Raw genomic sequence first — 18,722 nt, 5'->3', positions numbered from 1 at the left:
TTCGACAGGCTCAACCACCGACGTCACCGCGAACCCCGTCCCCGGATGATCCGCCGCTCCGCCGCCACGGCGATCGCTGCCGTGCGGTTGTCCACGCCGAGCTTCTCGTAGATGTGCACCAGGTGGGTTTTCACCGTGGCCTCCGAAATGAACATCTCCTTGGCGATGGCACGGTTGGACAGCCCCGTGGCCAGCCGCTCGAGCAGCTGCACCTCCCGCGGCGTGAGAGCGGGGGCGGGGCTGCTGATCCGGCCCATCAGCAGCGCGGCGACCCTCGGGGCGAGGGCCGTCTGCCCCGCCGCGGCGGCGATCACCGCCTGCCGGATCTGCTCCGGCGGCGCGTCCTTCAGCATGTAGCCGCTGGCACCTGCCTCAACGGCAGCGAGGATATCGGCGTCCGTGTCGTAGGTGGTCAGAATGAGCACCGGCGGCGCCTTATCGAGCAGCCGGATCCTCGACGTCGCCGTCACGCCGTCCATGCCGGCGCCCATCTGCAAATCCATGAGCACCACGTCCACCCGCTCGCCGTGGGCGTGCAGGCGCGCGAGCTCCTTCAGCGCCACCTCGCCGTGGGCTGCCTCTGCTGCCACCGAGATCCCGTCGAACTCCGTGAGCATCGCCCGCAGGCCGGCGCGGACCACGGGATGGTCGTCCACCAGCAGCACCCGGATGTCACCCGTCATGCCGGCTCCTCCGAACCGTCCTGGGCAGCATCCAGCGGCAGCCGGACCGCCACGACAGTTCCCTCGCCCGGTGCCGACTCCAGGTCGAGCGAGCCGCCCAGCATGCCCACGCGTTCCCGCAGCGAGCGCAGCCCGAATCCGCGCCCATCCGGCCGCCCCTCCGGCCGCGCGTCCGGCCGGCTGCCTGTCCTCCCGTCCTGTGCTGGCTGCTTTTCCGCTGGGTCGAAGCCGACGCCGTCGTCAAAGATGTCCAGCGTGACTTCGTTGCCCAGGAACGCCAGGGTGACCACCGCGGTGCCCGCGTGGGCGTGCTCCCTCACGTTGGCCAGGCTCGCCTGCGCCGCCCGCAGCAGCGTTACCGTGTAGGGCTGCGGCAGCTCCGCCGGGACGTCCTCCACCTGCAGCCGGCATTGCAGTCCCGGGCCCCGGGCGGCGGCGAGCGCCTCGGTTTCGCTGCAGAGCCGGCGCAGTGCCTCCACCAAGGAGGATTCCTGCAGCTGCGGTGAGGCGAGGCCGCGGACGAAGTGGCGCGCCTCCGCCAGGTTCTCCGCAGCGGTCTGCTGCACCAAAGCCAGCCGGTCCCCGGCGGCGGGAGTGTCGCCGTCGCGCAATGACTTCTCGGCGGCGCGGGCCACCAGCAGGATGCTGGACAACCCCTGCGCCAGCGTGTCATGGATCTCCCGGGCGAGCCGTTCACGCTCAGCCAGCACACCGGCGTCGTGCTGGGTTTTGGCCAGGTCCGCGCGGGTGCGCCGCAGCTCATCGGCGACGCGGCGCTGGTTCTCCGCATCCCGGTACAGCGCGCGGTACGCCAGCCCCGTCACCACGGAGAAGGCCGCACCGACCACCGGCCCCAGCACCATGGCCACGTGCGGGGCGGCCTGGCCGCTCGCCGCCCACTGGGATGCAATCACCGCCGCCGTCAGCAGCGCGATGGTCACCAGTGCAACAGGCCGCGGCAGAACGTGCAGGTGCAGGAAGAACAGCGGGAACGCGAGCCAGGAGAAGTCCGCGCTGCCGGCCAGCAGCACCACCCACAGCACCGTGACGATCCCCAGCCACAGCACCGCGTACCGCCGGGGGTCGAAGCCCGACCTGCCGGCGGCGAAGCGCTTCTCCAGCAGGGTGCCAGCCAGGTAAACCCCCGCCAGCACTGCGGCGGCTGCCGTCCACCCATACCGGCTGCCGCCCGGACCGCCGCCGCCCGCCAGCAGCCCCAGGGTGGCCACCCCGAGCAGGACGGCGAAGCCGACGTGGAGGGTCACCCGCAGGAAGAGCAGGATCGCGGTACCGGACGGCGGGGCAGACATTGTTTCAGCATATGCCGCGGCCTACCGGGCCGGATCAACCGATCGGTTGACTCCGGAATCAACCGCCCGTCACGCGCGGATCATCCTTCTCCCCCATGCCGGCGGGCGGCCCACACCGGAAAGTGGAGACAGCAGCCTCTTCTCCCGCTGCCGCCCGCCGAAAGAAAGAGTCACCGTGTTCCTCGCCCTCCGCGACATCCGCTTTGCCAAGGGCCGCTTCGCCCTCATGGGCGGCGTCGTCGCCCTGATTACGCTGCTCCTGGTCATGCTCTCCGGGCTCACTGCCGGGCTGGGCGACCAGTCGACGTCGGCCATCGCCAAACTGGGTGCCGGCACCGGCGGCGTATCCAAGCCGGTGGACACCATCGTTTTCGGCGCCCCCGGCGCCGGCGAACCCAAGGCGTCCTACACCGAGAGCGCGGTCACCGCGGCGCAGCTGGACGTGTGGAAGCGCGTCCCCGGCGTGGACGCCGCCGAGGCGGTCGGGATCAGCCAGGCCCGTCTGCAGGCCGGCGGCACCGGGTCCGCCGTGGGCGGCACCGCGAACGTCGCAGTGTTCGGCGTGAATCCCGACGGCGGGCTGGCGCCGGCCGCCGCCGCGCCCGGCACCGTGGTGGTCGGCAGTACCGTGGCCCGGGACCTTGAACTCACCGTGGGCGACACGGCCAGCGTCGGCGGCAGCGATCTGACCGTCAGCGGCGTGGTTGAGGACCAGTGGTATTCCCACACCAGCGTGGTGTGGACGGCCCTTCCCGACTGGTCCCGCCTGGCGCACATTACGGACCCGCAGCAGCTGGGCACGGTCCTCGCCGTCAGCTACCGGGACGGCAGCAGCGTCGACGAGTCCGCGGCGAACGCCGCAGCCCGCACGGTCACCGCATCACGCACGGACTCCTTCCAGGCGCTGGGCTCCTTCAAGAGCGAGAACGGCTCACTGATGCTGATGCAGGCCTTCCTCTACGGCATCTCCGCGCTGGTCATCGTGGCCTTCCTGACCGTCTGGACCGTCCAGCGCACCCGCGACGTCGCGGTCCTGAAGGCTCCGGTTCCTACGTCCTGCGGGACGCTCTCACGCAGGCGGCCATCGTCCTGCTGGCCGGCGCCGGCGCCGGCGGCGCGCTCGGCATCCTGGGCGGTTCCTTCGCAGCCCAGGCCGCGCCGTTCCTGCTGACTCCCGCCACGACGCTGCTCCCGGTGCTCGGCATCATCGTCCTCGGCCTGGCCGGCGCCGCACTGGCCGTCCGGCGCGTCACCAAGGTGGATGCGCTGATCGCCCTCGGTGGCAACTAGCGCGCCTTGCCCCAGTCCCTTCCCGCACACTCGACAAAGGAAACCACAGCATGACCTTCACGTCCCCCGGCCAGCCGGCCGCCGCCGTCGTACCTTCCGCTTCCCGTCCCCTCCCCCTGAACCTGGTCAGCGTCACGCTTGAGTACCCCGACGGCGACGGCACGGTCAGAGCCCTCGACTCCGTCAGCCTCGCGGTGCAGGCCGGCCAGATGGTCTCGCTGGTGGGACCGTCCGGGTCCGGCAAGTCGAGCCTGCTGGCCGTCGCCGCCACACTGACCCGTCCCACGGACGGCCTCGTGGCCATCGGCGGCACCGATGTTGCCGGGTTGCCGGACAGGGAACTCACGGCGCTGCGCCGCGACAGGGTGGGCATCATCTTCCAGCAGCCGAACCTGCTGGCGTCCCTGACCGCCGCCGAGCAGCTCATCATCGGCGACCACCTGCGCCGGAAACCCCTCAGGGCCGCGCGCCGGAAAGCGGCCGAGCTGCTCGACGTCGTCGGGCTCGCCGCGAGCGCGGACAAGCGCCCGCACCAGCTGTCCGGCGGCCAGCGCCAGCGGGTCAACATCGCGCGCGCCCTGATGGGCGATCCCAGTGTGCTGCTGGTGGATGAGCCGACGGCGGCCCTGGACCACGAGCGCAGCGAATCGGTCGTCCGGCTCCTGCGCCGGGTCACGGACGAATTCCGGGTGGCGACGGTCATGGTCACCCACGACACCGAGTTCGTGCCCCTCACCGACGCCGTCGCCACGATGCGGGACGGCAGGCTGAGTGCTCCTGTGGTGCCGGTGGGGTGAGCGGGCTGCGGCGGTCGACGGCGGGACGTAACGCCGTCGTCCTCTGTCTGTTCTCTGGTTACTGGGCGGCGGACGCCGGGTCCGTGCCGGCCGTTGACATAAGCGGTCCCAGCATCAAACTTCCCGGCTTGAACTCCTCACCGCATTCCGCGCACAAGACCAGCGGTTTCAGGTCAGCCCCGCAACTGTGCTTGTAGGAGGCACGGGGCGTCTCGTCGCGCATCCATGTACTGCTCCACGCCGCGAGTGAAATGAGAATGGGCGCGACTTCGGCTCCGGAAGTTGTGAGGTGGTATTCGTAGCGCGCGGGGCGCTCGGAGTACTGGACGCGCTCGATCACGCCGCGGCTTTCGAGTGTGCGGAGCCGGCCCGTCAGGATGTCGCGGGACGCGCCTGTATTGCGCGCGATCTGATCGAACCGGTGAACACCCAACGACATTTCGCGAAGCGCCAGCAGCGCCCACCGCTCCCCCAACACGTCCAGGCCCGCCGCGATGAAACACGCCCTCGGCGCATCTAGTGCCTTATCCGTCGGCCGATCCATCATTCACCTGCTTTCGCTGCTCTTCCCCAAGTATACAGGTCAGTTGGAAAATCCAACCGACTCGGCTAATCTGATGCTCTGAGGCCGCGACAACCGCGTCGCCGCCCGATCCGACATCAGGAGAATCCATGCCACTGCTATCTGGCGCCGTAGTCCTCGTCACCGGCGCGAACGGAGGCCTGGGCCGCGAGCTCGTGGAACAGGCCCTGGCCCGGGGTGCTGCGAAGGTGTACGCGACAGCCCGCCGCCCGCAAGAGTGGAACGACTCCCGGATCGTCCCCCTCGCCCTCGACATCACCAACCCAGACTCGATTCGGGCCGCCGTTGCCCGGGCCCAGGACGTCACGGTGCTGATCAATAACGCCGGCACGAGCGTCGAATCGGACGCTTTCCTGTCGCTCTCCGACGATCAGTTCCGTGAGGTCATGGAGACCAATTTCTTCGGACCGGTCGCCCTGACCAGGGCGTTCGCGCCGGTGCTCGCCGCCAGCGGGACATCAGCGGTCCTCAACATCCACTCGGTGCTCAGCTGGATCGCGCTCACCGGCGCATACAGCGCATCCAAGGCCGCGCTGTGGTCGGCCACCAACTCCTTCCGCGTGGAACTGGCCCCGCAGGGCACACAGGTCACGGGTGTGCACGTCGGCTACATGGACACCGCCATGGCCAAGGGCGTCGATGCCCCGAAGGCCTCCCCCAAGGAAGTGGCACGGAAGTCGTTCGACGGCCTCGAGCAGGGTGATTACGAGGTCATCGTGGACGACATCAGCGCCGGCGTGAAGCTCGGTCTGTCCGGCCCGATCGCGGATCTGTACCCGGCCCTGGCATCCAATGCCCGGGCATGACGGCGACGAACCCTTGCAGAGAGCCTGAGGAGGAAACACCGGTGTCAACCAACGCCTCGGCGGAACGCTCGGAAACCTTTACCTGGATGGATCCGGCAATCGCGCTCGAACAGCTGCCACGGCTGTCGGGGCTGGACTACTTTTCCGGCCTCCGCGACGGCAGCATCCCGCCCCCGCCGATCGCTTCCCTGATGAATTTCGATCTCGTCGATGCGAAATACGGACACGTCGAGTTCCAGTGCTCGCCGGGAGAAGCCCACTACAACCCCCTCGGAATGGTGCACGGCGGCCTGGCCTGCACACTCCTCGACACGGTACTCGGCTGCGCAGCACATACCACTTTGGAAGCAGGGGTCGGATACACCTCCATCGACCTGGCGGTCAGGTACCTGCGGCCCATCACGCTCCGGACGGGCTCTCTTCGCGCGGAGGGGTCCGTCGTGAAAGCCGGCTCGCGCGCGGTCTTCACCGAAGGCCGCCTCAGCACCGCCAGCGGAGAACTCCTCGCCACCGCGACGAGCACGCTGCTCATCTTCACCCACCAACAGAGCGGACCGACAACATGACTGATACCGCCACCCCTGTTGCCTTGACGCCTGCCGCCCAGGACCGCACCTTGCCCCCGGCCGCACCTTCGGGAATGCCGGCGCTGAGCCGCTTCGGCGTTCCCCTGGGGCTGGCCGGCCTCGGCGGCGGCTGGTCCGCCGCGAGGAGCACACTCGGATCCCCGGCGTGGCCGGAGGAGATCCTGTACGGAGCGGCCGGCTCTCTGTGGCTGATCATGACCGCCGTCTACGTGTTCCGGGGCCTTCGCCGGAAAGGAGCATTCCGGGCCGACCTGCGACACGAACTTGCAGGGCCCTTCGCGTCCTTCATCCCGTTAGTGGGCATCCTGCTTTCGGCGCACTACAGCCAGTACCTGCCGCCATGGGGCGCCTGGCTGTGCATGGCTTTCATTGCCGCCCTTGCTCTCGTCGCCGCGCAGCTCCTCGCCCACTGGGTCACCGGCGGCGTGTCCATGCAGTCCATTCATCCCGGCTACCTGCTGCCCGTCGTGGCCGGCTCTTTTGTTGCCAGCATCGGATTCTCCAGCATCCACGCCCACGATGCGGCCATCGCCGCGTTCGGCATTGGCGCGTTCTTCTGGCTGGTCGTAGGAACCGTCGTCACCGTCCGCCTGATGACCGGCGGCGAGCTGCCAGCAGCCGCCAAGACCGGACTGTCCGCCTATCTGGCTGCGCCCGCAACGGCCAACATCGCCTGGATGGTGTCACATCCAGGACCCATGGGGGCAGTCCAGCTGGGTCTGACAGGCGTGCTGCTGATCATGGTGCTGCTGCAGGTCATGCTCCTTCCCGAGTACCGCAAGCTTCCCTTCACGCAAATGTTTTGGGTGTTCACGTTTCCCGTCGGTGCAACCACGAACTATGCCATTCGCTGGCTTGCGGCGACCGACCTCCCCGGCCGGGAAATTTACGCCTGGACGGTTCTCGGCCTCGCCACAGCCTTCACCCTGGCCGTTGCCGCCCGCACCGCCACAACGGCCATAGCCGGCCCGAAGTAGCTGCTCGATGGGCACCGGGAGACAAGAGTCCTCATTGCGCCCACCCTCCGCATCGCCGACGGCGGCCCGCACTCCACGCCAGCAGGCGCCACCGGCGGCGCGCGGATAATGGAGGCATGACCGAAAGGGAACACGACTGGGATCTGTGGCAGGAGTTCGACCGGCTCCCGCCCGCAGGTCCTGACCGCGTCGCGGGACTGCCCGGCGGACAGCCAGAGGGCTTTGGCTTCCGCACCGGCGTACGCAGCGTGCGGGTGGCCTTCGGGTTCGCGGTATATGCCCTGATCCTGGGGAGCATTTTCGTCCTCACCGGCGCCGTGGTGTTCATCGCCCAGGGGCACTGGCTGATGCTCGGGGTGATGGTGCTGATCGAGGTGGTCTTCATCCTTGCGTTCAGCCGGCTGGCGCGGCTGGCCCGCATCCGGCGTCTGGGGCACTGAAGGGCCTGCCATGGACGACTTCATCGCCTATCTGGACACATCCGAGGTCCAGGCCGGAAAGCTTGAGGAGCTCAAGGTGGCCATGGCTGATCTGGCCGCGTTCGTAGAGCTGAATGAGCCGCGGATCCTCGCCTACCGCGTCTATTTCTCCGCGGATGGCTCGACGATGAGCGTCTTGCACTTTCATCCGGACGTGGCGTCACTGGAGTTTCACATGCAGGTGGCAGGGCCCAAATTCCCTCCCATTGCCCCGTTCGTCAAGATGCGGTCCATCGAAGTGTTTGGCCGCCCGACCGAGGATCTCGTTGCACAGCTTCAGGCCAAGGCCAGGCTCCTCGGCGACGCCACGGTCGTTGTCCGGGACCTTCACGCCGGGTTCGACCGCCTGCCGGATGACTAGATCGACGGGGCGAACGGTACCTGCCGCCGTCGTTCCCCTACGCCGCTTTCCGCTCACGCCACAGCAGCGACACCACGAACGTCACGGCGCAGAGTCCCAGCATCACCAGCACCATCCGGCCCCAGTTCTCCTGGGTGACGCCGGTGCCGTAGAAGATGCCGATCATCACCGTGGCGCTGATGGCGCCGACGTACCGGCAGGTCTGGAAGATCCCGGCGGCCACTCCCCTGTCCTCCGGCGCAGCCGAGAGGTACAGCCCCTGGTTGGAGGCGATGCTGACCGACCCATACGGCACACCCATCAGGGCCGTCAGCACCAGTACCAGCAGGACGGCGAATGACGCCGTCAGCAGCCACAGTGCCGCTGCCGCCACGGTCAGAAGTACGACGCCGGCAATCAGCACCCGCCGCACACCGAACCGGTCGATCGCCCGCACGGCGAGCGGCGTCACGACCACTGACATCGCCGCCAGGGGCAGCATCAGCACTCCCACCACACCCGGGTTGTAGCCCGCAGCCTCCTGCAGCAGCTGCGGCAGGCCGAAGAACGCGAAGTAGTAGACGCCGCTGAACACCGTGAAGCCCAGATAGACCATCAGCAGAGGGCGGTTCCTGCCGAGCAGCCGCAGGTCCAGGAACGGGCGGTCGAAGCGCAGCTCACGCCAGGCAAACAGCACTGCGAGCACCATGGCTCCTCCCAGCAGCCACCAGCGGGACCCGGGCAGTGCATTCAGCAGGCCCATGAGCAGCAGCACCATACCGCCCGTGAACGCGAGGATGCCGGGGATGTCGGAATCGCGCAGCAGGGTGGCGATTTTTCCCTGTTCCCTGCGCTCGTCCGGTGGGGCGGCCTTCCGCACGATGAGCAGTGCGGCCAGTGCGAGCGGGACGTTGATTAGGAACAGCGCCTGCCAGCCGACCAGGCTCACCAGCAGCCCGCCGACCACCGGGCCCACGGCAGCCCCGGAGGTGTTGGCCATCTGGATACGACCCAGCGGCCTTGTCGAAGTCGTGTCTGCCAGCTTGGCCAGCGTTCCGACCATGACGACGGCACTCGGGTACGCCGTCGCCGTCCCCAGCGCCATGAGCGCGCGGGCGATGCACACGAATACGAAGTTGGGCGAGAATGGCGCCAGCGCGCAGGACACCGCAACCAGCCCCATGCCCAGCATGAAGAGTTTCCGCGGCCCGAACCTGTCCGCGAGCCGCCCCATCAGCGGCTGGCCCGCGGCCGAGGTGATGTAGAAGGCGGTGATCACCCAGGTGACCGTGGCGACGTCCAAGCGGAAGTCCTCGCGCAGCACCACCAGGGCGACGGCGATCATCGACGAGTTCAGCGGGTTCAGCGACGTGCCCAGGCTGAGGCCTGCCACGGCAAGGCCGGTGTGGGGAGAGTTGCTCACGGCAACAGTCTTCCGCACACGGTGCTTGCGGAGCCAACTCGGGAAACGTCGGCCCCCCGAACACGGGTCGTGGCGGTCGCGCTGCCCATGCGTTTCGTCATGGGCCGCTCTGCTGTGTCTCCCAACGGGGCGGGCCTGCAGGATTCCGCAAGAGCCGTGCACGGATAGTCAAAACCCAGGAACTCCCCACACCCTAGTGTTGTGCCATCAACTCAGCGTTAGGGACTGATGCTATGAACAACCAGGCCGACCTTCTTTTGATCAACGGGGTTATCGACACACTGGACCATGCACATTCGCGCGTTGCCTCACTGGCGGTCAAAGCCGGCAAGGTGCACTCCTTTGGTGCGGCCGCTGAGGCCGCCGCCGGTCCGGGGACTACTGTCATCGACCTTGGCGGCGGCTACGTGATGCCGGGCCTGCTGGATGTGCACAACCACCACATGATTGCTGGCCAAATGGACTTGTTTGAACTGAACGAGCCCCCTACCAGGACACTCGAGGAGCTGCTGAGCGCCGTCGCGGACCAGGCGAAACGTCTGGCGCAGGACGAGTGGGTGGTCGGCGGAAGCTGGGGCTCGGGGCTCCTGGCCGAATTGAATTCCGCAGACGCTCTTGCCCGCTTTGATGCCGCCACCGGTGGACGGCCAGCGCTGCTGAAGGATGACAGCAAGCACAACCGGTGGGCCAACTCCCGGGCGCTGGAACTGGCCGGCATCGGCGACGGCACACCCGATCCCGAAGGCGGTCAAATCATGCGGGACGCATCGGGCCGCGTCACGGGTGTCCTGATCGAGGCCGGCGGGGTCTTGGTGGAGCAGACCTTGGCCCGGCTACGGCCAACGTCCACAAAGGATCTGGCGCGAGCGGCCGCGCGCGGAATCGAGATCCTCCACTCCTACGGGGTGACAGGTTTCCAGGACGCCGCAGCATCCCTGCAGCTAATGCAGGCGCTGAAGGAACTCGACGACGCGGGAAACCTGCAGGCCTGGGTGGTTACCTCCATGCAGGCCAACGACTTCATCTTCGGGACCAATCCGCTGGGCGAAGGCATCATTGAGCACCGGGACGGGTTGCGGTCCGAACACCACCGCCCGGACTTCATCAAGATCTTCCTGGACGGCGTACCCCCGGCAGGAACGGCCGCCTTCATCGAGCCGTACCTTTCAGGCGTCGGCTTTCCCGAGTGTCACTGCGGCGGCACCACCATGCCCCCGGCGGAACTCGAGCGGTGGCTGATGAGCACGGCTGAACGCGGCATCTCCGCCAAAATCCACTGCACCGGCGACGCGTCGGTCCGGCTCGTGCTGGATACCGTAGCTAAAGTCCGCTGTGCCGGACACACGGACGCGAAGTACCACATCGCTCACGGCCAGTTCGTCCATGAACAGGACATCGAACGTTTCGCCGAGCTGGATGTCACCGCCGACATCTCCCCCTCCCTGTGGTTTCCCGGGGTCATCGCCGAAGCCATCGCCACGGTACTTCCCGCCGACAGGGCCTCAAAGATGCAGCCCAACCGGTCCCTGCTCGACACCGGCGCCCGCATCGCCGGAGGCTCGGACTGGCCGGTCAGCGTATCCCCCAATGCCTGGGAAGGCATTTACGGGCTCGTGACCCGAAAGGACCCGACCGGAGAATTCCCGGGCACGCTCTGGCCTGAGCAGGCCATCACCCTGCCAGAAGCCATCAGGATCTACACCACCAATTGCGCCGAAGCCATGGGCGTGGACGACGTCACGGGGTCCCTGTCGCCAGGAAAATCCGCAGATTTCATTGTCCTGAGCGACAATCCGTACGAAATTGACATCGAGGACGTTCCGCACATAACCACGCGGCAGACCTGGTTCGCCGGCCGCAAAGTCTTCGACGCAGAGCGCTCGGAACACGCCACGGGCGCATCCGGACGGCTGGCCCCGCAGCGAGCCTGACCGCTTCGCCTGTCCCAGCGCTGAGGCTTGCGGACACGCAGGCATAATCACCTTTTCTCCCGCTGACGGCGGCACCGCGCCGCTTCGGCCTGCCCGAAAGAACATGACCATGACCACTGCCGTAAAAGCCGCTCCGGGGGTTACCGCCTCCGACAGGGGAACGTACACGTATATTGCCGTTTTCAGCGCCGTCCTTTACACCGTGCTGCTGATTGCCCCGGTGATCGCCGGCAAACTGATCCAACAGTTTGCCCTAACCCCGGTCCAGGTCGGGACGCTCTTTTCTCTGGAACTTGGCGCCTTCAGCCTGGCTACAGTACCGGCATATTTGTGGCTGCGCCGGATGAACCTGAGAACAGCCAGTTACCTATTCACCGCCGTCGTCATCGCAGGGAACCTCGTTTCAGGTCTATTGGACGATTTCGGGCTCCTGGTCGTCGCCCGGGTGGTGACCAGCCTCGCGGCCGGCTCTATCACCGTGATCATCCTGACTCTCAGCGGAAAGACATCGAACCCCAGCCGCGCGTTTGGGATTTTCGTCGTATTCCAGTTGGCCATGGGCGCACTGATTTTGGCCGTCTTCCCGTCATTGTTCGCCGGAGCAGGAGTCGCGGCGATCTACTGGACCCTTGCCGGTCTGGCCGTGTTGTGCCTCCTCGTGGTCAACCGGATCGACGGGGATGTGCTGCGGACATCGTCGCCGGCGGCAACGTCGTCGCCGGCGCGGGTGCCGATCCTCAAGGCAGCCGCGGGAATGGCCGCAGTCTTGCTGTTCTATGTCGCACTGAGCGGTGTCTGGTCATTCATGGCCCAGATTTCCGCCGGCTCCGGAATCGACCTTTCCGCCAGCAGCCTCATCCTTTCCCTCGCCACCGTCGCCGGGATCCTGTCAGCCCTCACGGCGACGGCCCTCGGGGACACTCCCCGGCGGAGGATCTACCTCATTGCCGGCTACGCCGGCATGGCGCTCAGTATCGGACTACTTTTCGGCTCACCAGCCATAATTCGCTTCACCATCGCCGCAGTGATCTTCAAGTTCGCCTGGACTTTCATCCTGCCCTACCTCCTGTCCACACTGTCCGACCTCTCAAACGGCGGACACCTCATGAACACCACCAACCTGATGATCGGCAGCGGCTTCTCCATCGGCCCGATCGTCAGCGGAGCACTGATCCAATCGGGCGCCGGTTCATTCACCGGCATGCTCGTCTTCGCTCTGACCGGGGTCCTGGCCTCAGGTGCATTCGTCATGGTTGCCCAGCGCCGAAACGTGGCTCCGCGCATCTGAGGGCAGATCCCACCCTGCTCTACCCTCCAGGGGTACAGGGTGGGATCTGTTTGTGCGGCGGGTCTGCGGCGGCTAACTCCCTGATCTTCGCGATACGGGCTTTTGTTTCAGGATCCGCCTCGAGCTTGCGGTAGACAGCGGCGCCTGCTGCTTTGAAGGCAGCGATGTCCGCCGCTGCCGCCGTGATGACGGTCCCGCCGTTTAGACAGAATGCGGCGGCGTCATCTGCTGTCGAGGTCATGGCTTCGCTTGCCCACGTGCGCGTGGCCGCCGCAGCTTCCGTCAGTAGCTGCCTCTGGGACTGACTTAGGCCCTGAAAAACATTGGCGTTGGCCACCAGGGAGTTCAGCTTTGAAAAAAGCACCAGGTTCGCGGCCGCGGTCGTGGGCGCAGGCAAGGACCTGGCTCCCACGAACGACGATTCTGCCGCGACAACTTTCCCGGCGGCAATGCCCTCCGGGAAGCGCTCGCCCACAAGGTCATCGGGTGTGGCCCCGAGCGCCTGCAACAGAGCATACGTAGCCTCCGAACGCGGAGCGCGTACGGTTTTGCCCGAAAGATCCGCTGGCTTCAGCACCGGTTTGCCAAAGGAGAAGAGCAGCCGCGTGCCTTCCGGGAAAAGGGCCAGCCCGGACACGCCGACCTTGTCCAGACCCGCCAGCATCTCGTCAGCAATGGCAGGTTCGGCGACCTTGGACAGCAGAGTATTCGAAGTAACGAGGAAGGGGGCGTGAAGTGCCGCAAAGGAATCCACCCCTTCGGTGTCCCATGCCCGCGCTGGGACCAGCGCCATGTCGAAGTCGCCGGCCACCACTCCACGTGCCACCGCTTGATCCCAGTCGTCTTTGTCCTCCCCCACGGCCTTCCATACCGGCTCAATCACGAGCTGGCCGCCGTAGCGTTCTGCAACCTGCCGGGCGAATTCCTCAATCTGGGCCGCAGCCGGGCGGCCAGGTTCGTCGTCGGTGGCGATGCGCAGAACGCGCGCTTGTTCCGTGGCTGGTGGGCTAGCTGTCGGCGCGGTGCACCCCGCCGCGCCGAGAATGGCAGTGAGGCCTAAACCGATTGAAGCCAGAAACACGTACGGATTCCTCATAGCAACGCGCCTTCCGAACGGTGAACCACTGATGCCGTGCTAGCGAAGAGACCGGTGAATGTGCCTGGGGTAGCGGTACGAAGAAGCGCGCGTACCCGTAACCTACTCGCCGGCCGGCCACCAGGCAATGGCAGGGGCCGCCAATAGCTCCTTCAGAATTTGCCGCACGAGGGCTAACTAGTGCTCCGTCTTGTGCATTCCCGGCCCCAGGACGAGCAGACCAGCAGCACCTGGATGCCGGCGTCGGCCAGTGACCAAACGTCGACTCCCCGAAGCCTTGCGCATCGCACGCGTGGATCTTTTGGTACGCAACCAGCCGCGCACAAGAAGGGCACGGGCGATCCCGGGAAAGCTGAACAAAACCTGCGCAGATTTGGCCTGTTGCTTGACCGATTCTTGAGCCCTGCCCGGCATAGTCTCCTATATCAGAGCCAAAGCTCAGGCCGCAGGGGAAGGACAGGGCAATGAACGCTAGGACGGTACTCACCAGTCAGCACACCGACAGCCATTGGACTGCTGATGAGCTTAGGGGAAAGCTCGGGCGGGAGCTGGAATCCGATCCGGGCTTGGCCGAATTCCTTGCCGCAGCCCCCGACATGGCGCGCGCCCTCAAGGCCGTCCTGAACCTGGACCTTGGCCAACTGGCCGAGCGGCTGGTCAAGGCCGAGATCAGCGCCATCTTGCATTAGTGAGGATGCGCAGCGGTATGGAAGTCTGCTCGGACCGGACACTTTCTTACCGCGAAGGGCTCACAGACGGCCGGTGCTGGTGCAGAGTTTCCTGATAGTCCTCGTCAGACCTTTCGTCCCGGGGTTCATCGTAAGGATAACCACCGGGAGGCGACCCTTTGGCAAGACCGCGCAGGACCAAGTGATGCATCGAGATTTGACCGTCAGCCATGACGGCGGACATAGTGGCCGATGTCGGACCATGAATTTTGGCGTTTGCCATCTGGTCAATGCCGGACGTGCTGGCCCCGCCCAGGAAAATGACTGCCAAAGCTGCTACTCCGGGCACAAAGGCCCTTCTCCAAAGCCCCATTGATTGATCATTTCCCACGAACATGAAGGCAGCGACAGAAGGCCCTTTGAACAGGCTGTGAGAACGCCCTCGCGCAGCGGCGTCCGCGCTACCCCAGCCGCCGCTGCCGGAACATCGGGAACTGTTCCCGCACCCGTGCCACCGTCCGCAGCGAAACCTCCACCGACCGCACCCCTGGCTCCAGCCCAAGATCCGCCTCGACGTACCCCATCGGATCCACCAGCAGGCTGCGCCCCACCGACACCGGCGGCGCCTGGCACACCCCGGCCACGTACACGCTGTTCTCGATGGCACGGGCCGCGTTCAGGGCCAGCCACTGCTCCGTCTTGTGAGTCCCCGGCACCCAGGAGGAGCAGACCAGCAGCACCTGGGCCCCGGCGTCGGCCAGGGACCTGGCCAGCTCCGGGAACCGGAGGTCGTAGCAGGTCATGAGGCCGAACACCGCTCCCCCGGCCTCGAACACCACCGGCTCCGTGGACGGGCCGGGCTTGATGTACGCCGACTCCCCGAAGCCCTGCGCGTCGAACAGGTGGATCTTCCGGTACACGGCCAGCCGTGCACCGGAAGGTCCGAAGGCCACCAGGGTGTTGTACGCCCGGTCCTCCTCGTCGGACGTTTCCACCACACCCGCCACGAGCGTAATCCCGTGGCGGGTGGCGGTGGCCGCGAGTTCCCGGCAGACGGGGCCGTCCAGCGGCTCGGCCACCGCCGGGAACGAGGCGTCCACGGTCTTCTTCTCGTACGTGGCGTACTCCGGGAAGGCCACCAGCGTGGCGCCGTCGGCGGCGGCGGAGGCGGCGAACCGGTCGATGGCGGCAAGGTTCGCCTGAATGTCCGTGCCGGACTCCAGCTGCCCCAGGGCAATCCTCACGCCCGTTCCCTCCGTCCCATTCAGTTCCGTCCCGTGCGTTTTCGTACCAGGCATCGTCGCCCAGAGCACCTCCGCCCTAGGCGGCGGCCTCCACGGTGGCCTTCTCCGTCGTCGTCATTTCCGGCGGTGCGGCCCGGAAGCCCCGCGTGATCAGCGCCAGGACCACGACGCCGAGCGCCAGCCAGGACAGTCCCAGCGTAATGGCGTTGCTGTCCAGCTGGGAGAGCAGGTAGGCGCAGACGATGGCGCCCACTGCCGGGACCACCACGTACGAGACGGCGTTCAGCTGCTCCCCCGCACGGCGCCGGCGCACGTAGTGGAACACCACGGAGGCGTTGACCAGCGTGAAGGCGGTGAAGGCGCCGAAGTTGATGAACGAGGTCGACGTGGCCACGTCCAGGAAGATCGCGATCAGGCCCACGATGCCGGTGACCACCAGGTTCACCACGGGCGTGTGGAACTTAGCATTGAGCCGGCCGAAGACCGCCTTAGGCAGCACCGAGTCACGGCCCATGGCGTAGATCAGGCGGGAGGCACTGGCCTGCGCGGCCAGGCCGGAGGCGAACTGCGCCACCACCAGCCCGGCGAGGAACACCGCGCCGAAGAGCTGACCGCCGATCTGCAGCGCGATGGCGCTGGCCGCCGACGCCGAGTCCTCGAACACGCCGCCCGGGTGCGCCAGCTGCGTGACGTAGGAGACGGCCACGAAGATGCCGCCGCCGATCAGTGCGATGAGCATGATGGCACGGGGCACGTTCCGGCGCGGGTCCACTGTTTCCTCGGTGAGGGTGGTGACGGCGTCGAACCCGAGGAAGGAGTACGCCGCGATGGCCGCGCCGGCGGAGATGGTGGCGAAGCTGGACGTGCTGTTGAAGAACGGCTCCGTACTGGCGAGCCCGCCGGCGCCGGAGGTGGACACCACGTTGCCGATGGCCAGCACCACGAAGAACACGATCACCAGCAGCTGGAACGCCATCAGCACATAATTCGCCTTGTCCGCCACCTTGATGCCCAGGATGTTCAGGACCGTGGTGATGAGGATGAACGCGACAATCCACAGCCACATCGGGACGCCCGGGAACTGCGCGCTCAGGTAGGAGGAGCCGATCAGCCAGATCACCATGGGCAGGAAGAGGTAGTCCAGCAGGATCGCCCAGCCCACCAGGAAGCCCACCCGGGGATCGATGGACCGACGCACGTATGTGTAGGCGGACCCGGCCACCGGGTACGCGACCGCCATCCGCCCGTAGCTGTGGGCGGTGAACAGCATGGCCACCATCGCGACGAGGTAGGCCGACGGCGCCGCCCCGCCCGTGGTCTCGGCGATGAGGCCGAAGATGGCCAGGACGATCAGCGGGGTCAGGTACGCCAGGCCGAACAGCACCAGCGAGGGCAGCTTCAGCGTGCGGGTCAGGGTTGGTGTGGTCACGTGGTTTTCCTTAGGCATTGAAAGTGGGGGGCGTCCAGGTCAGCGGATTGATCCGCCCCTGGTAGACGGGAAGTTCGACGGCGGCCTCGCCGTCGCGGAACTGCGACCAGGGCCGGTTGAGGTTCTCGGTCCCGTGGGTGCGGACGTGCCCGACGGCGGCCAGGTCCAGGTCCGCTGTCAGCAGCACCGGGGCGTCGCCGTCGGCCTCCGTAATGGTGTTGCCCTCGGGGTCGACGATGATGCTGTGGCCTTTGCCGGTGGGGCCGGCGCAGTTGACGCTGACCACGAACACCTGGTTCACGATGGCGTTCGCCCTGGCCAGCACCAGTTCCTGGCGGCGGTCCGGCGTGGTGGTCTTGACGACGTTGAGGATCACCTCGGCACCCATCCAGGCGAGCTGGCGGGAGACTTCCGGGTACCAGGCGTCGTAGCAGATGTTCAGGCCCACCCGGCCGATGCCGGCCAGGTCCACGGTGGTGAACCGGTCGCCGGGGTCGTACGGCTCGAACGGGCGCCAGGGGAAGATCTTCCGGTAGTAGCCAGCCAGCTCCCCTTCCGGGGACAGCACCAGCTGGGTGTTGAACAGCTGGCCTTCGGGGCCGCGCTCGCAGACGCTGCCCGGCACCATCCAGATGCCCAGGTCCGCGGCGAGCTGCTGCAGTTCTTTGACCCGCGGGCCGTCCAGCGGCTCGGCGGAGTCCTGCAGGGCTTCGGTGCGCTGCCGGTCGGGACTCCCGTCGCCGAAGAGGTGGAGCTCCGGGAAGACCACGAGTTTGCTGTCCGGCTTGGTTTCGAGGGCAGCTTTGACCTCGTCCGCGAAGGCCGATACGGGTTCGCCGATGAGCCGGGGCGCTGCCTGGGCGGCAATGAGGGGAAGGATGCGTTGCATGGGTTTGTCTCCGCGTTGGGGTGTGATCTGCCTTATATTAGATCAGAATGATCCAATAATGGGAAGGGGTTGCAGATGGGCCGTAAAGTAGCGGATATGACCCGTCAGTTGGAGGACACCGCCTCTCCCGCCGGCGCCTCAAGCAGTGGCGCATCGAGTACCGGCGCATCGCGCATTGGCGCCGGGGCGCTCGCCGGCATCGACCGCCGGAGCGCCATCGATGCCGTGCGGCTGCGCATCGGCATGGCCATTTCACTGGGACTGCTGAAGCCCGGCGAGCGCCTGCCGGACCAGGAGGACGTGGCACTGGGCCTGTCCGTCAGCCCGATCACTGCCCGCCGTGCGCTGGCGAGCCTGGCCGACCAGGGCGTGGTGGTCCGCCGCCGCGGCCGGGCCGGCGGCACCTTCGTGGCGGACGAGCCGCCCCGTCAGGTTCTGGCTGAACTGACGGCATCGCCGGCCGAGTCCCAGGCGGTGAACCGGCTGGTGGACCGGCGGCTGCTCTTCGAATGCGCTGTGACCCACTACGCAGCCATCAACGCCACCGCGGAACAGCTGGACGAGCTCGAGCGGCTGACCCGGGACATGGCTTCTTCCGCCAACTGGTCGGACTACCACCAGGCCGACGAGCAGTTCCACCAACTGGTGGGCACAGCGTCGGGGCTGGGGACCGCCGTCGAGGTTTACCACGAGACGCTCGCCGAGCTCTATGCCTACTTCATCCCCTACCCCATCGAGCTGCTGCACAAGTCAAACTGCGACCACGTCAAGCTGGTGGCTGCCCTGCGCGCCGGCGACGTTCCCGGCGCCGTCGAGGTGTCCCGCAAGCACGTGGACATCCTGCACCGCACGATGTTCATGGGCCTGGCAGCGCGAACGAACACTTAAGCCCCGCGGACGTG

Annotated in this window: 18 protein-coding genes and 1 pseudogene; 11 read left to right on the top strand and 8 right to left on the bottom strand. The window is 66.8% G+C overall.

Going from position 1 to position 18,722, the window contains the following annotated elements:
• Positions 1-23: 23 nt before the first annotated feature.
• Positions 24-683 (bottom strand): response regulator transcription factor, encoded by a 660-nt coding sequence (locus ABRP34_RS19625; RefSeq protein WP_353711446.1) that lies wholly within the window; start codon positions 681-683, stop codon positions 24-26.
• Positions 680-1,993: a sensor histidine kinase gene (locus tag ABRP34_RS19620; protein ID WP_353711445.1), complete on the bottom strand. Its 1,314-nt coding sequence runs from the start codon at positions 1,991-1,993 to the stop codon at positions 680-682. The genes ABRP34_RS19625 and ABRP34_RS19620 overlap by 4 nt, the downstream gene beginning before the upstream one ends.
• A gap of 175 nt (positions 1,994-2,168) precedes the next feature.
• On the opposite strand from ABRP34_RS19620, the pseudogene ABRP34_RS19615 reads away from it, so the two are divergent.
• Positions 2,169-3,283, top strand: a pseudogene (locus ABRP34_RS19615) (ABC transporter permease).
• Positions 3,284-3,333: 50 nt separating this feature from the next.
• The gene (locus ABRP34_RS19610) at positions 3,334-4,080 is read left to right on the top strand and encodes an ABC transporter ATP-binding protein (RefSeq protein WP_353711444.1); all 747 of its coding nucleotides are present in this window, start codon (positions 3,334-3,336) and stop codon (positions 4,078-4,080) included.
• Positions 4,081-4,138: 58 nt separating this feature from the next.
• Here the strand turns inward: ABRP34_RS19610 and ABRP34_RS19605 are convergent, their stop codons facing one another.
• Positions 4,139-4,627, bottom strand: coding sequence for a helix-turn-helix domain-containing protein (locus ABRP34_RS19605; protein ID WP_353711443.1), 489 nt, complete (start codon positions 4,625-4,627; stop codon positions 4,139-4,141).
• Between the two features lie 125 nt (positions 4,628-4,752).
• On the opposite strand from ABRP34_RS19605, the gene ABRP34_RS19600 reads away from it, so the two are divergent.
• The 5 genes from ABRP34_RS19600 to ABRP34_RS19580 all read left to right on the top strand — a co-directional run bounded on the left by ABRP34_RS19600 (position 4,753) and on the right by ABRP34_RS19580 (position 7,873).
• A complete protein-coding gene (locus ABRP34_RS19600) occupies positions 4,753-5,469 on the top strand; it encodes an SDR family oxidoreductase (RefSeq protein ID WP_353711442.1) in 717 nt (238 codons plus the stop codon).
• 41 nt (positions 5,470-5,510) lie between these two features.
• Positions 5,511-6,035, top strand: coding sequence for a PaaI family thioesterase (locus tag ABRP34_RS19595; RefSeq protein WP_353711441.1), 525 nt, complete (start codon positions 5,511-5,513; stop codon positions 6,033-6,035).
• A complete protein-coding gene (locus ABRP34_RS19590; protein ID WP_353711440.1) occupies positions 6,032-7,033 on the top strand; it encodes a TDT family transporter in 1,002 nt (333 codons plus the stop codon). Before ABRP34_RS19595 ends, ABRP34_RS19590 begins: the two co-directional genes overlap by 4 nt.
• Before the next feature lie 116 nt (positions 7,034-7,149).
• Complete coding sequence (locus ABRP34_RS19585) at positions 7,150-7,473, top strand: hypothetical protein (RefSeq protein WP_353711439.1); 324 nt, start codon at positions 7,150-7,152, stop codon at positions 7,471-7,473.
• A 10-nt stretch (positions 7,474-7,483) separates the two neighbouring features.
• Positions 7,484-7,873: a hypothetical protein gene (locus ABRP34_RS19580; protein ID WP_353711438.1), complete on the top strand. Its 390-nt coding sequence runs from the start codon at positions 7,484-7,486 to the stop codon at positions 7,871-7,873.
• 37 nt (positions 7,874-7,910) lie between these two features.
• Here ABRP34_RS19580 and ABRP34_RS19575 read toward each other — a convergent pair whose 3' ends face one another.
• A complete protein-coding gene (locus ABRP34_RS19575) occupies positions 7,911-9,275 on the bottom strand; it encodes an MFS transporter (RefSeq protein WP_353711437.1) in 1,365 nt (454 codons plus the stop codon).
• Between the two features lie 233 nt (positions 9,276-9,508).
• On the opposite strand from ABRP34_RS19575, the gene ABRP34_RS19570 reads away from it, so the two are divergent.
• Together ABRP34_RS19570 and ABRP34_RS19565 are read left to right on the top strand one after the other, a co-directional pair.
• Positions 9,509-11,206: an amidohydrolase gene (locus ABRP34_RS19570; RefSeq protein ID WP_353711436.1), complete on the top strand. Its 1,698-nt coding sequence runs from the start codon at positions 9,509-9,511 to the stop codon at positions 11,204-11,206.
• Positions 11,207-11,315: 109 nt separating this feature from the next.
• Complete coding sequence (locus tag ABRP34_RS19565) at positions 11,316-12,494, top strand: MFS transporter (protein ID WP_353711435.1); 1,179 nt, start codon at positions 11,316-11,318, stop codon at positions 12,492-12,494.
• A 19-nt stretch (positions 12,495-12,513) separates the two neighbouring features.
• Here ABRP34_RS19565 and dctP read toward each other — a convergent pair whose 3' ends face one another.
• A complete protein-coding gene (gene dctP / locus ABRP34_RS19560; RefSeq protein ID WP_353711434.1) occupies positions 12,514-13,575 on the bottom strand; it encodes a TRAP transporter substrate-binding protein DctP in 1,062 nt (353 codons plus the stop codon).
• 479 nt (positions 13,576-14,054) lie between these two features.
• Between dctP and ABRP34_RS19555 the strand changes: the two genes are divergently transcribed.
• Entirely contained in the window at positions 14,055-14,279 is a 225-nt protein-coding gene (locus tag ABRP34_RS19555) for a hypothetical protein (protein WP_353711433.1), read from the top strand.
• A 440-nt stretch (positions 14,280-14,719) separates the two neighbouring features.
• Here the strand turns inward: ABRP34_RS19555 and ABRP34_RS19550 are convergent, their stop codons facing one another.
• From ABRP34_RS19550 to ABRP34_RS19540, 3 genes are all read right to left on the bottom strand, one after another.
• On the bottom strand, positions 14,720-15,502 hold the full coding sequence (locus ABRP34_RS19550) for a carbon-nitrogen hydrolase family protein (RefSeq protein WP_353711432.1): 783 nt from the start codon (positions 15,500-15,502) through the stop codon (positions 14,720-14,722).
• A gap of 76 nt (positions 15,503-15,578) precedes the next feature.
• Complete coding sequence (locus ABRP34_RS19545) at positions 15,579-16,931, bottom strand: APC family permease (protein WP_353711431.1); 1,353 nt, start codon at positions 16,929-16,931, stop codon at positions 15,579-15,581.
• 10 nt (positions 16,932-16,941) lie between these two features.
• On the bottom strand, positions 16,942-17,820 hold the full coding sequence (locus ABRP34_RS19540; RefSeq protein WP_353711430.1) for a carbon-nitrogen hydrolase family protein: 879 nt from the start codon (positions 17,818-17,820) through the stop codon (positions 16,942-16,944).
• A gap of 96 nt (positions 17,821-17,916) precedes the next feature.
• On the opposite strand from ABRP34_RS19540, the gene ABRP34_RS19535 reads away from it, so the two are divergent.
• Positions 17,917-18,708, top strand: a complete 792-nt coding sequence (locus ABRP34_RS19535) for an FCD domain-containing protein (RefSeq protein WP_353711429.1) — start codon at positions 17,917-17,919, stop codon at positions 18,706-18,708.
• The last annotated feature ends 14 nt before the right edge of the window (positions 18,709-18,722 follow it).

The organism is Arthrobacter sp. K5, from assembly GCF_040448525.1.
In the GTDB taxonomy this organism is placed as follows: domain Bacteria; phylum Actinomycetota; class Actinomycetes; order Actinomycetales; family Micrococcaceae; genus Arthrobacter; species Arthrobacter globiformis.
Note: the sequence above shows the minus strand (reverse complement) of the source record. Positions and strands in the feature narration are given on the sequence as shown.